Annotated in this window: 12 protein-coding genes and 1 other annotated feature; of the genes, 10 read left to right on the top strand and 2 right to left on the bottom strand. The window is 46.1% G+C overall.

The window, feature by feature from the left end; all coding sequences use genetic code 11:
* The first annotated feature begins 2 nt into the window (after nucleotides 1–2).
* From udk to Q9R25_RS01510, 7 genes are all read left to right on the top strand, one after another.
* Nucleotides 3–638, top strand: coding sequence for a uridine kinase (udk, locus tag Q9R25_RS01480; protein WP_015881201.1), 636 nt, complete (start codon nucleotides 3–5; stop codon nucleotides 636–638).
* A 67-nt stretch (nucleotides 639–705) separates the two neighbouring features.
* The gene (greA, locus tag Q9R25_RS01485; RefSeq protein ID WP_015881202.1) at nucleotides 706–1,179 is read left to right on the top strand and encodes a transcription elongation factor GreA; all 474 of its coding nucleotides are present in this window, start codon (nucleotides 706–708) and stop codon (nucleotides 1,177–1,179) included.
* A gap of 54 nt (nucleotides 1,180–1,233) precedes the next feature.
* Nucleotides 1,234–1,935 carry a 5'-methylthioadenosine/S-adenosylhomocysteine nucleosidase gene (mtnN, locus tag Q9R25_RS01490; RefSeq protein ID WP_074037438.1) on the top strand — a complete coding sequence of 234 codons (702 nt, stop codon included), beginning with the start codon at nucleotides 1,234–1,236 and terminating at the stop codon, nucleotides 1,933–1,935.
* A gap of 85 nt (nucleotides 1,936–2,020) precedes the next feature.
* Nucleotides 2,021–2,980, top strand: a complete 960-nt coding sequence (locus Q9R25_RS01495; protein WP_311282728.1) for a beta-ketoacyl-ACP synthase III — start codon at nucleotides 2,021–2,023, stop codon at nucleotides 2,978–2,980.
* Nucleotides 2,977–4,209: a beta-ketoacyl-ACP synthase II gene (gene fabF, locus Q9R25_RS01500; protein WP_074037435.1), complete on the top strand. Its 1,233-nt coding sequence runs from the start codon at nucleotides 2,977–2,979 to the stop codon at nucleotides 4,207–4,209. Before Q9R25_RS01495 ends, fabF begins: the two co-directional genes overlap by 4 nt.
* Nucleotides 4,210–4,275: 66 nt before the next feature.
* The gene (locus Q9R25_RS01505) at nucleotides 4,276–5,808 is read left to right on the top strand and encodes a peptide ABC transporter substrate-binding protein (RefSeq protein WP_311282729.1); all 1,533 of its coding nucleotides are present in this window, start codon (nucleotides 4,276–4,278) and stop codon (nucleotides 5,806–5,808) included.
* A gap of 202 nt (nucleotides 5,809–6,010) precedes the next feature.
* Nucleotides 6,011–7,666, top strand: coding sequence for a peptide ABC transporter substrate-binding protein (locus Q9R25_RS01510; protein ID WP_196430462.1), 1,656 nt, complete (start codon nucleotides 6,011–6,013; stop codon nucleotides 7,664–7,666).
* Between the two features lie 103 nt (nucleotides 7,667–7,769).
* On the opposite strand, the gene trpS is transcribed toward Q9R25_RS01510, so the two are convergent.
* Together trpS and Q9R25_RS01520 are read right to left on the bottom strand one after the other, a co-directional pair.
* Nucleotides 7,770–8,771: a tryptophan--tRNA ligase gene (gene trpS / locus Q9R25_RS01515; RefSeq protein ID WP_074037431.1), complete on the bottom strand. Its 1,002-nt coding sequence runs from the start codon at nucleotides 8,769–8,771 to the stop codon at nucleotides 7,770–7,772.
* Nucleotides 8,772–8,821: 50 nt separating this feature from the next.
* Nucleotides 8,822–9,030: a binding site (T-box leader), on the bottom strand.
* Between the two features lie 42 nt (nucleotides 9,031–9,072).
* Nucleotides 9,073–9,441 (bottom strand): DUF3899 domain-containing protein, encoded by a 369-nt coding sequence (locus Q9R25_RS01520; RefSeq protein ID WP_159562017.1) that lies wholly within the window; start codon nucleotides 9,439–9,441, stop codon nucleotides 9,073–9,075.
* Between the two features lie 269 nt (nucleotides 9,442–9,710).
* On the opposite strand from Q9R25_RS01520, the gene Q9R25_RS01525 reads away from it, so the two are divergent.
* From Q9R25_RS01525 to opp3C, 3 genes are all read left to right on the top strand, one after another.
* A complete protein-coding gene (locus tag Q9R25_RS01525; protein ID WP_074037428.1) occupies nucleotides 9,711–11,330 on the top strand; it encodes a peptide ABC transporter substrate-binding protein in 1,620 nt (539 codons plus the stop codon).
* Nucleotides 11,331–11,636: 306 nt separating this feature from the next.
* A complete protein-coding gene (gene opp3b, locus Q9R25_RS01530) occupies nucleotides 11,637–12,563 on the top strand; it encodes an oligopeptide ABC transporter permease (RefSeq protein ID WP_074037427.1) in 927 nt (308 codons plus the stop codon).
* Nucleotides 12,563–13,588, top strand: coding sequence for an oligopeptide ABC transporter permease (gene opp3C / locus Q9R25_RS01535; protein ID WP_074037425.1), 1,026 nt, complete (start codon nucleotides 12,563–12,565; stop codon nucleotides 13,586–13,588). Before opp3b ends, opp3C begins: the two co-directional genes overlap by 1 nt.

The following is a 13,588-nucleotide window of genomic DNA, read 5'->3' on the forward strand; positions in this document are numbered from 1 at the left end:
TGATGCAACATAAACCCGTCATTATTGGCGTGGCCGGGGGTACCGGATCAGGAAAAACGACCGTGGCCCGCGCGCTCGTCGATGCGTTTCAAGGTCAATCGGTCGTCATGATCGAGCAAGACGCGTACTATAAGGATCAATCAGAGATGACCATGGAGGAGCGGTACAAGACGAACTACGACCACCCCTTCGCCTTTGATAACGATTTGTTGATCGAACATATCCAACAGTTACAACAACATCAGGCGATTGAAAAGCCGGTCTATGACTATGCGGCCCACACGCGTTCAAGTGAAACCATCTTAATCGAACCCGTCGATGTCGTCATCGTCGAAGGGATCTTGGCACTCGAGGATGCGCGTTTACGAGATTTGATGGATATCAAAGTTTTCGTGGATACAGATGCGGACGTTCGAATCTTGCGTCGTATGCAGCGTGATTTGAATGAACGTGGACGTTCAATCGATTCGGTCGTTGCCCAATATACAAATGTGGTGCGTCCGATGCACTTACAATTCTGTGAACCAACAAAACGGTATGCAGATATCATCGTTCCTGAAGGCGGAGAAAACTTTGTCGCGATCGATTTACTCGTGACCAAAATCCGTTGGGTGCTCACTGAGCGCAATCGCGCGTGAGCAAATAAATCGTTTTCAATTCAACCCTAGCTGTAATATACTAGGAGACAATGAAGGAGTGACAGAAATGGCTGAAAAACAACACTATATGACGTTAGACGGAAAAGCGAAGATCGAACATGAATTAAACGAACTGAAGACGGTCCGCCGTAAAGAAGTCGTTGAAAATATTAAGATTGCTCGTGATTTCGGTGACTTGTCAGAGAACGCGGAATATGACGCGGCGAAAGAAGAACAAGCGATGGTCGAAGGACGCATCGCACAATTAGAAGAAATGCTCCGTAACGCGGTCATCATTCAAGATGATGCAGGCGATAACTCGGTTGTCTCAATCGGGAAGACGGTAACGTTCTTCATTCAAGAAGATAATGAAGACGAAACGTATACAATCGTTGGTGGAGCTGAGGCAGACCCGTTCACAGGGAAAATCTCGAACGAATCACCGATCGCCAAGGCACTTCTTGGACGTACGATTGGTGATGTGGTCACGGTGCAAACACCAGGTGGCGACATGGTCGTCGAAATTAAAGAAATCAAATAAATTGTTGAGCGACCTCCTATTCGGAAGTCGCTCTCTTTCTGAGGAGGAGACGGAATGAAAGTAGGCATCATCGGCGCGATGGAAGAAGAAGTGAATTTACTTCGGAACGAGTTGACAGAACGAGTAGACACTGAAATCGCGAACTATCATTTTTATGAGGGCTATCTTGGAAACATGCAAGTTGTCATCTTGAAGTCAGGCATCGGGAAGGTCAATGCAGCCATCGGTACGACACTTTTGATTGATAAGTTCAAACCGGACGTTGTCATCAATACGGGTTCTGCCGGCGGTTTTAAAAAGGGAATGAAAGTCGGAGACGTCGTCGTCTCGACGGAAGTTCGTCATCACGATGTCGACGTGACGGCATTCGGATATGAATACGGACAAGTACCAGGCATGCCGCCGGCGTATGAGGCGGATGCCAAGCTCGTCAGCGTCTGTAAAGATGTCATTGAAAACTTGCCAGATGTGAATGTACATCAGGGATTGATTGTGACGGGAGATTCGTTCATCAACGATTCGAAACGCGTGGCGGACATCCTCGGTCATTTCGACGGCGTCGCAGCGGTCGAGATGGAGGCTGCCCCAATCGCTCAAACGTGCTATCAGTTTGGTATTCCTTTTGTCGTCACACGCTCGATTTCAGACAGTGCAGACGAAGAAGCGAACTTGTCATTCGACGAGTTTTTGGAGACAGCATCGATCAACTCTGCGAAGATGGTCATGGCTGTCACGAAGCGTTTAGAACAAGCTTAATCCAGTCAACACGAGGAGGATGCATTGACATCCTCTTTTTATTCCCTTATATTAGTACCAGATACTAAGAATAGGGGTCGACGATATGAATATTGGAATCATCGGCATCGGATCGTTCTTACCGGACAATCGGGTGACAAATATCGATTTAGAAAAACGAATGGATACGAGCGATGAGTGGATTCGTACTCGTACAGGCATCGAAGCACGTCATTTGGCTGAAGAAGATATGACAGTCGCAGATATGGCGACACGCGCTGCTGAACGGGCGTTACAGAGTGCGGGCGTCACAATCGACGACATTGAAGCCATCGTTTGTGCGACAGCAACGGCGCCAGCCTTCCCGGCAACTGCATGTGTGGTTCAGGCGAATCTTTGCGCGAAAGCCGCCGTGGCGTTCGACGTGAGCGCGGCATGTAGCGGTTTCATCTTTGCAATGGACACGGCGAAGAGTCTCATGGATTCAAAAGGATTTAAAAAGACGCTCGTCATCGGCGCAGAGAAGATGGGAAGTCTGATTGATTGGGATGATCGATCGACGGCTGTCCTTTTCGGAGATGGGGCAGGGGCTGTCGTGCTCGGGGAAGACGATATCGCTTCAATTGACTCACTTGTGCTCGGAAGTGACGGGACAGGTGGCAAACATCTGTATGAAAATGAAGAAGGTAAAATCGTCATGAACGGTCGTGAAGTCTTCAAATTTGCCGTTCGGAAGATGCCCGAAATCGTTCTTGAGGCACTGGACAAAGCCGATAAGACGTTGGAGGACCTTGACGTCCTCGTTCCACACCAGGCGAACCGTCGAATCATCGACGCTGCGATGGAGCGTTTACACTTAGAAGAAGAGAAAGTTGTCATGACCATTCAAGACCATGCGAATACATCAGCAGCTTCCATTCCACTCGCATTGGCCGAGGCGGTCAAGTCTGGCAAAATCCAAGATGGACAAACGGTCGTCATCGCAGGATTTGGTGCTGGGCTCACGTGGGGGGCTAGCTGCCTGACATGGAATCACGCAACCATTACGGAGGGGAATCATTTATGAAACGAGTAGTAGTGACAGGATTAGGAGTCGTATCACCATTAGGAAACGATGTCTCAACAATGTGGGATCGCCTGTTAAAAGGGGATAACGCGATTGATACGTTGACGAAGATTGACATCAGTCAATATCCGGCCAAGGTCGGGGCGGAAGTGAAGGAATGGAACATCGATCATTTAGTCGAACCAAAGGAAGCGCGTAAGATGGATTCCTTCATTCAATATTCTTTACTTGCGGCAGACGCTGCCCATAAAGACAGCGGACTCGATGTGAAAGCAATCGCGGACGATGTCGGGATTTGGATCGGGAGCGGAATTGGTGGCGTCGAGACGATTGACAAACAGTCGGCCATCTTGCATGACCGTGGACCACGTCGCGTCAGCCCGTTCTTCATTCCGATGATGATTCCGAACATGGCGAGCGGACAAGTATCTATCTATCTTGGAGCAAAAGGACCGAGCAACTGTTCCGTGACGGCTTGTGCGTCAGGGACGAACTCAATCGGCGAAGCGTTCCGTGTCATTCAACGTGGAGATGCCATCGCTATGTTCGCAGGTGGAGCGGAAGCGCCAATCACACCACTCTCGTTCGCAGGATTTTGTTCGAACAAAGCTCTATCTACGAATCCAGACCCGAACACGGCCTGCCGTCCGTTCGATGAGAATCGCGACGGGTTCGTCATGGGTGAAGGAGCTGGGGTGCTCGTGTTAGAAGAATATGAGCACGCATTGGCACGTGGGGCAAAAATGTACGCTGAAGTTGTCGGATATGGAATGAGTTCGGATGCATACCATATCACAGCACCGTCACCAGAAGCTGAGGGCGGATCAAAAGCGATGAGTGAGGCGATTCGTGACGCTGGAATCACGCCAGAAGATGTTCAATACATCAACGCGCATGGAACGAGTACACCACTCAACGATATGCTCGAGACGAAAGCGATTCGTCGAGTGTTCGGGGAACACGCTGACAAGCTCGCCGTCAACTCATCAAAATCGATGATTGGTCATCTTCTCGGTGGTGCAGGTGGCGTCGAGGCCGTCATCACAGCATTATCGATTCACGAAGGCAAGATTCATCCAACGATTAACTGCGAATCACCAGCAGCAGACTGTGATTTGGATTATGTACGTGAAGGAAATCGGGAACTTGACATTCGTTATGCACTCAGTAACTCACTCGGCTTCGGGGGTCACAATGCGACACTCGCATTTGCAAAAGTGATGAACTGACGGTAGAAAAAACACACAAAAAAGGTTAGGGTATAAGGGTTGGTCTAACAGAAAGGAGTGCAACGAATGAAAAAGAAATCATTCATCGTGGCCGCCTTGTTAGGTTCAGTCCTTATCCTTTTTTTATTTATTTGGAACGAACAACGAGAGCAGTCACGCAAACTAGTACCAGTAGAAGAACAACAATTGACGATTTACGGGGAGTCACTTCCGACTCAGCCGGATGTCATGCTAGCAATCGATCCGTCATCTCAAACAATCCTGTCCCATCTCTATGAAGGCCTGTATCGATTCGGAGCAGACGGGTCCATCGAACCAGCGCTCGTTGAGAAGTTAGAGCGATCCGAAGATGGAACGGTCTATACATTCACATTAAAAGAGAGTGTGACGACAGAAGGGAATGCGATTGACGCGCAAACATTCGTCGATCACTTCCAAAAACTCGTGGACGTTGATACGAATTCACCGTTCAGCTTCTTACTAGCAGATGTTCAATCCGCAAAAGAAATCGGACTTGGCCAACAAGAACCGGATACGCTAGGGGTCAAGGCAATCGATGACCGGACGCTCGAGTTGACTCTTGTCCGTCCGATGGAAGGGTTCGAACAGATTTTGGCGATGCCCGCATTTTTACCTCAACCAAATGTGGAAGCATGGGAAGAGCTAGAGACGAACGGTCCATTTAAAATCAAGGCAATCGGAGATACGACCATCTCGTTACATAAAAATGAAACGTACCGAGAAGCTGAACAGGTCACGCTTGAAACGATTACCATCAAGAGTGAACCGAACTTGTCGAAAGCGACAGGGATGCAACCCATCCCATACGATTTTGACGTTTCCACGATTGATGAGGAAATTTTGAACGTACAGGACGTTCCCCGAAGCGGAGTCTTTTATTTAAAGCCGAATGTTGAAAAAGCACCGTTTAATGATGTAGCGTTCCGACAAGCCATTGCATTGACGCTTGAGCGAACGGAAATCGAGGATTCACTCGCGCGAGCGGAACAGACGACAGAACGATTACTCGTCATCGACCAAGAGGATTCGATCGCACAATTGGAAGGAAACGCAGACCAATTGTTTGACACCGTGAAGAAACGTCTGAAGAAAGATGAACTCGAAATCGAGCTGCTCAGCTTTGTCGATGACGAAGCGCGTCAAATCTCCGCAAAATTAAAGAAGAATTTGGAACAGTTGGATGGTTTGACCGTTAACATTATCGAGCTCCCCTTAGGAGAAAAAGTTAGGAAAGAAGTCTCAGGGGATTATGCGTTTTCTCTATCAGGCTGGCAACCGGACTATCCGATGTTATCCGCCTATTTGACTCAATTTGAAACAAACGATGTTCTCAATTCGAGTCGATATGCCAGCGAATCGTATGATCAATTGATGGATCAGGCTCGCTCAACAGATCGGTTAGAAGAGCGAAATGAGATATTCCGAGAAGCGGAGGCACAGCTGTTAGAAGAGGCTGTTGTTATGCCAATCTATCAAGCTGGACGCTCTTATGTGATCGAAAAAGGTTACGACCATATCGGATATCCGGTCACCGGTCCTTCATATGTCCTAACCTTTGCAAAAAAATACGAAAATTGAGCTAAAAGCCCGCCACTGTAGGCGGGCTTTTAGACTATAGATAAAATTTTTTAGAAAAATCAAAATAAACACTTTGCAAAATTATCAGAATATTGTATTATTGCATCAACGGGATTTTGGTAACAAATACTGTCAGAAGAAATGACTGAATTTTCTACCATCATTCACTTCGTTAAAACGAAAAAATCAGGGGGTCATCGCAATGAATAAGAAAAAAGGTTTTGCTTTAGCATCATCGGTTACACTTCTATCAAGTGCATTCCTAGCTGCATGTTCGACAGGGGAAGAAACGGATTCTTCACAAGGATCAACAGGCGAAGGTTCAGCAGATGAAGCGCAAGTCCTCAACTTGCTCGATTCTTCAGATATTCCTTCACTTAACCCGACACTCGCAACAGATGCTGTATCGTTCAACGTATTGAACAACGTTAACGAAGGTCTCTACCGCATGGACGAAGAAGACAACCCGACTGAGGGGATGGCTGAATCTCACGACGTTTCAGAAGACGGGAAAACGTACACGTTCAAAATCCGTGAAGGCGCGACTTGGTCAAACGGGGAGCCTGTCACAGCGAATGACTTCGAATACGCTTGGAAAGAAGTACTCAACCCAGATAACGCATCACAATATGCATACGTTATGTCAATCATCGAAGGCGCAGAAGCGTACAACACAGGTGAAGGCGAGCGCGATGCTGTAGGCGTTAAAGCAATCGACGATCAAACACTTGAAGTTAAATTGACAGCACCAGCTGACTACTTCCTCGGATTGACTAGCTTCGGCGTATTCATGCCAAAACTCGAGTCATTCGATAAAGAGCAAGGCGAGAACTTCGGTACATCTGCAGAGACGACTCTCTACAACGGACCGTTCAAACTCGACAGCTGGGAGCGCGAGCAAGGCTGGAAGATGGTCAAGAACGAAGACTATTGGGATGCTGACACAGTTAAACTTGAAGAAATCAACGTTAAAGTCGTTAAAGAAGTTTCAACAGGTGTTAACTTGTATGAAAACGGTGACGTTGACCGCACAGGCTTGACTTCTGAACTCGTAGCCCAGTATCAAGACAGCGAAGAGTTCTCAACTGTCGTTGAACCAACACTCTTCTACCTCCAGTTCAACACTGCTGTTGAAGAATTAAATAACCAAAACATCCGTAACGCGATTGACGCGGCATACGATAAAGCAGCAATCTCAGAGACGCTTCTTGCGAACGGTTCGATTCCTGCGAACTACCTCGTACCAAAAGACTTCGTAACAGGTCCTGACGGCAAAGACTTCCGTGAAGCGAACGGCGACATCGGCGGCTATGACGTGGATCGTGCGAAAGAACTTTGGGAAGCTGGACTTGAAGAGCTCGGAACAGACAAAGTTGAACTTGAGCTCCTCAACTATGACTCAGAGTCTGCGAAGCAAATCGGTGAGTTCATCAAAGGTGAGCTTGAGAAGAACCTTCCAGGAATTACGGTTACAATCAAACAACAACCGTTCAACAACAAACTTGACCTTGAGAACAAAGGTGAGTTCGAGTTCACATTCGCTGGATGGGGTCCTGACTACCAAGATCCAATGACATTCGTTGACCTCTTCGTCACTGACGGACCATACAACCGTGGTAAGTGGTCGAATGAAGAATTCGATAAGTTGATCGAATCTGCGAAATCAAGCACAGATGCTGAACAGCGTTGGGCTGACCTTCAAGCTGCAGAGAAAATCGTTCTTGAAGAGAACGCAATCTCGCCAGTTTACCAACGTGGATCGGCTCGCCTCACGAAGCCATATGTTAAGGATATCGTTGAGCACGCATTCGGTGCGGACTACTCTTACAAGTGGGCTTCAATCGAAGGAAAAGAATAATCAAATCATCTTTACGAAGAGAGACAGGGACGCCTGTCTCTCTTTTTATGTAGATATTTGATACAAAAAAGAACGCTCAGCTGAGCGTTCTTTTTAACATCATTTATTTTTTCACTTTGGCACGCTTGCGACTGAGACCCATCGCTTTCTCGATTTTTGCGAGATTCTTGTTCGCGACGGCTTCAGCCTTCACGCGACCGGCATCAAGGATTTCATCGAGTTCTGGTGAATCAATCAACTCGTGATAACGCGTTTGAATTGGTTCAAGCAGGGCAACGACCGCTTCTGCCACATCCTGTTTAAATGTTCCGTAGTTCGAATTCTCATATTGCTTGACGAGGTCATCAATTGAAGTGCCGGTAGAGAGTGAATAAATTTCCAACAAGTTTGAAATCCCTGGTTTGTTCTCCCGATCGAATGAGATGACACCACTCGAATCTGTGACGGCACTCTTGATTTTCTTGCGAATGACATTCGGCTCATCGAGCATCGAGATATATCCTTTGGCATTCGTATCCGATTTAGACATCTTCTTCACGGGATTCGTGAGAGACATGATCCGAGCGCCTTCTTTTTGAATGAGTGGTTCCGGCATCGTGAATGTCTCGTAATAACGTTTGTTAAAGCGTTCCGCCAAGTCACGAGTAAGTTCGATGTGTTGCTTTTGGTCGTCTCCGACTGGAACGAGTTCCGTATTGTATAACAAAATATCAGAAGCCATGAGCGTCGGGTAGACGAACAACCCTGCGCCTACATTCTCGCTGCCTTGCGACTTGTCTTTATACTGCGTCATACGACCGAGCTCGCCCATGCCGGCGATACAAGTTAACATCCAACCGAGTTGAGCGTGTGCTTTTACTTCAGACTGTACGAAAATCGTCGCTTTCTCCGGGTCGAGACCGGACGCGAGATAAAGTGCTGCTAATTTTCGCGTGTTGTTCATGAGCTCGACACGGTCGAGTTGAACAGTAATTGAATGTAAATCGACGATACAATAATAGGCATTGTTGTCGTCTTGTAGGTCGACGAATTGTTTCATCGCGCCAAGGTAGTTCCCGAGCGTCACGACGCCGGTCGGTTTGATTCCTGAAAAAATCGTTGCCATGTGAATACACCTCCGAAAAATATAAAAAACCGCAGTCGTCCTCCCGAATAAATCGGGACGAATAACCGCGGTGCCACCCAAATTTGCATATACTATGCCACTTGAACGCGTTAACGGGCGTGAACCGTCTCGCCATACTTTTTGTTCAGGCGAGCCACTCCGAAGTCCATTCATTCAATAACTTTTCATCTACTCACAGCACCGTAGACTCTCTGAGGAAAAGGGGAATTGAATTACTTGTCTTCATCCAAGTGTTCTTATTCTGCATTTAGTTTAGCACAGGATTCAAGTGACGAAAAGATTAAATCAAAGCGACGAGAAATGAGAGAGCGATACTTCCAACTCCGACATACACCCAGTTCCAAGCCGATTGTTTACGGAGTTGTCGATCTTCCGGTTCTTCTTCCTCATCTTCTTCATAGTCCGCGTCAATTTCTTTCAACTTTGCACGTCGATTACGCTTAAATCCGTACATGATTCCGTCAAATAGACCTGTTGCACTCATATGGGAGAACATCCCGATGGCAAATATCAGAATACCTGAAACGAACAAGCCGCCACTCAAATGAAACGTGAAGGACTCAGTTCGGAAATAGGAAAAAATTGACCACACCGTATAGAAAAGTGTGACAATCCCCCAAACAATCAATATATTTCGAAACTTTTTCAACGATGTAATCTCCTTTCGAGCGTTAGAGGGAATGCATCAACATTCCGTGTTTCTTCTATGATACTAGGAAGGTGGGGCAGAAAGCGAGTAAGAATGTTAAATCAAATGACAGCGTTTTATTCAATAGTTGACAGTTATATTAAAAATTTCTTACAATAGCCCTAACGTTCTTTCGTCGAATACTTTATGAAATATTCAGAAAATTAAAGAAAAAGTAAGATGTTTATTCGACGATCGGCTAGTTTTTTAAAACGAAAGGGGAAATCGCAATGAAGAAAAAATCGATTTTGCTCATGATGACAATCATCTTGGCACTCGGTTCAGTTCTCGCAGCTTGTTCGACAGGCGGAGACTCTGATGGCGGCGGTTCTTCTTCAAACGGAGAGAAAGTTCTTCGTTTGACGGATACGTCAGATATCACAACAGCCGATCCGGCTCTTGCTACAGACGCGGTCGCATTCAACTTGATCGCCAACACAATGGAAGGTCTTTACCGTCTTGATAAAGATGGAAATGCCGTCCCGGCACTTGCTGAAGGCGAACCAGAAGTAAACGAAGACGAAACGGTTTACACGTTCAAACTTCGTGATGCTGAATGGTCAAACGGGGAACCGGTCACAGCAAACGACTTTGTTTACGCTTGGCAACGAGCTGTTGATCCTGCAACAGGCTCACAGTACGCATACATCATGAACACAGTTAAAAACGCTGAAGCAATCAACACTGGTGACACACCAAAAGAAGAGCTTGGCGTAAAAGCAATCGATGAGAAGACACTCGAAGTTACACTCGAGCGTCCAGACCCATCATTCCTTTCACTTACTTCGTTCGGTACATTCACTCCGATCAACGAAGCATTCGCTACAGAAAAAGGTGAAGACTTCACGACTGGTCCTGAAAACCTTCTTTATAACGGACCGTTCACATGGACTAAATGGGATCGTGAACAAGGCTATGTCTTAACGAAAAACGAATCATATTGGGATGCAGAAAATGTTGCTCTCGACTCAGTTGATGTGAAAGTTGTTAAAGAAACATCTACAGTCGTGAACTTGTATGAAGCGGGCGATGTCGACTATGCTGGTCTCGCATCAGAACAAGTCGCAGCATTCCAAGAGGATGAAGATTACAACACAGGTCTTCGTTCTGCAGTTGGTTACTTCAAGTTTAACCATGAAGATGAACTTTTCTCTGATGTAAATGCACGTAAAGCAATCGCACGTGCAGTCGACCCATCAGGGATTATCGATCAGCTCTTGAACAACGGTTCAGTAGCAACGACGTCATTCATCCCGAAAGACTTCATCAAGTATGAAGACGGAACGGATTATACAGAGGGCGTGGAATACTTCAAAACAAACACTGAAGAAGCTGCTTCACTTTGGGAAGAAGTAACCGGTGGAGAAGCAACAACAATCGAACTCCTCTCGTTCGACAGTGAAGTATCGAAACAAATCTCTGAGTACATGAAAGGTCAAATCGAGTCGAACTTGCCGAACGTAACGGTTGAGATCGCACAACAACCTTTCAACAACAAACTTGAGCGTGAAGCAAAAGGGGACTACCAAATGTCATTCGCACTTTGGGGACCTGACTACCAAGATCCGCTTACGAACCTTGGTATCTTCACTTCAGACAATGGACAAAACGACATCAACTACTCGTCATCTGAGTATGACAAGTTGATTGATGAAGCATCTGCTGAAACAAGCATCGATGCACGTTACGACTTGTTCAAAGAAGCTGAAGCCCTCTTGATTGAACAAGATCAAGCAATCATGCCTATCTACCAAGCTGGTGTGGCATACTTGATCCGTCCAAACGTCGAGAACTTCAACCGTCAATTATTTGGTGCTGATTACCAGTACAAATACGTTGATATTAAGTAATGGAAGGAGGGGGCATGCTAACCGCATGTCCCCAATTTTCTAAAAAATTCTAGCGAAGTATGAGAAAATACTGTTCAAATGTTTTGTTGGTAAAGTATAATGTAGTAACAGTGAAAATTCAGAATAATCTCTGAAAAGAATTTTCTTTATTTTCAGTCGCTGTACTAAGAGCCTTGAGATGACGTATAAGCTATTCTTTCAGAAAATTCCTTTCATTTTGTGAATTTGAAAAATAGGTCATATGTCATAGTGAAGCTGTTGGTGCAAGTAGTAGAAAGAATTAGACAAAACAGGGGGTTTTTATTCATGGGACGTTATATCCTACAACGGCTGACTTACGGCCTCATCACGTTCTTCTTGATTGCCACGTTCACGTTCTTCCTGATGGACCTGCTCCCAGGTTCGCCTTATCAGAACCAGGAAAAACTGACAGAATCACAAATTCAATTGTTGAATGACCGCTACGGACTCAATGATCCGCTTCCGGTCCGCTATGCGACGTACATTGGAAACATGCTACAAGGTGACCTTGGCGTATCGTTCCGTACGGCTAACCGTCCAGTAACTGAGTTGATTATGGAACGAATTGGTCCATCGGCACAATTAGGGGTTCAGGCATTAGTACTTGGAACTCTATTAGGTGTATTGTTGGGTGTTGTTGCGGCGATTCGTCACAATACGGCAATTGACTATGGTTCAATGTTCGTATCGGTAATCGGGATTTCCGTCCCATCATTCGTCTTTGCAGCCCTCCTTCAGTACTATGTTGGAGTTAAATTACAGTTGCTTCCGGTAGCATTCTGGGAATCTCCAGCTCATACGATCTTACCAACCATCTCGTTATCGCTCGGGGTTACGGCAGCAATTGCCCGTTTCGTCCGAACCGAGATGTTAGAAGTAACCGGACAAGACTATGTCACGCTCGCGAAAGCGAAAGGGTTGACGGGTAACGCCATCGTATGGAAACACATGGTACGTAACGCGATGATCCCAGCGATCACGATTCTTGGACCGATGACAGCTGGACTTTTAACGGGTACATTCGTTATCGAGAAAATTTTCGCAGTACCTGGTCTTGGAGAATTGTTCGTTACGTCAATCACGTTGAATGATTACTCTGTCATCATGGGCACGACACTCTTCTTCTCGGCCCTCTTCATTATTATCATTTTACTTGTCGACTTGCTCTATGGGGTTGTGGACCCACGTATTCGTCTTGGGGGGAATAACTGATGATTGAAAACAAAAAGAATTACGAACAGTTCGACCAAGACATGTTCACACCAGTTGAAATGAATGAACAGCTTGGTGAGCGGATTGCCGGAAAAAGTTTGAACTTTTGGCAAGATGCATGGATGCGCCTAAAGAAAAACAAGGCGGCTATCATCTCGCTCTCGATTATTTTAATTCTCGTCGCACTCGCTTTGTTTGGACCGATGCTCTCAAGCCGAGATGCATACGAACAGAACATCTCGCAAGCAAAACTACCGCCTAAAGTCACTGGACTTGAATGGGCTGGATTTGATGGGTTGGCAACACTTGGAGGTCGTGAAATCGACTTCTACGAACAGAAGAATGTAGAAGAAAACTTCTGGTTTGGTACCGATTATCTCGGTCGTGATCTTTGGTCGCGGATTTGGGAAGGGACACGAATCTCCCTCTTTATCGGTTTAGTCGCAGCCATCATCGATACAATCATTGGAGTTGCATACGGTGGTATTTCAGCTTACTTCGGTGGACGTACGGATAACATCATGCAACGTATTGTTGAAATCTTGACAGGTGTACCTAACTTGATTTTGATCATCTTGTTCATCTTGATCTTTGACCCAGGTGTCTTCACCATCATCCTTGCCATGGCCATCACCGGTTGGATTGGGATGAGTCGACTCGTTCGAGGTCAGATTCTCAAACTCAAAAACCAAGAGTTCGTCTTGGCAGCTCGTACACTCGGTGCTTCAAGTGGGCGCTTGATTTTCAAACATTTAATTCCGAACACATTGGGTGCCATTATCATCACACTCATGTTCACGATTCCATCTGCCATCTTCTTCGAGGCATTCCTCAGCTTTATCGGAATCGGGCTTCAACCACCACAGGCATCACTTGGTACGTTGATCAACGATGGATACAAAGAACTACGAACTTTCCCGTTCCTTCTTATTATCCCGTCTATCATCATCGTCTTGCTCATGGTCAGCTTCAACTTGCTTGCCGATGGCTTGCGTGATGCGTTCGATCCGAAAATGCGTAAATAA

Origin of the sequence: Exiguobacterium sp. BG5(2022), from assembly GCF_031844365.1 — a bacterium.
Classification (GTDB): domain Bacteria; phylum Bacillota; class Bacilli; order Exiguobacteriales; family Exiguobacteriaceae; genus Exiguobacterium; species Exiguobacterium profundum.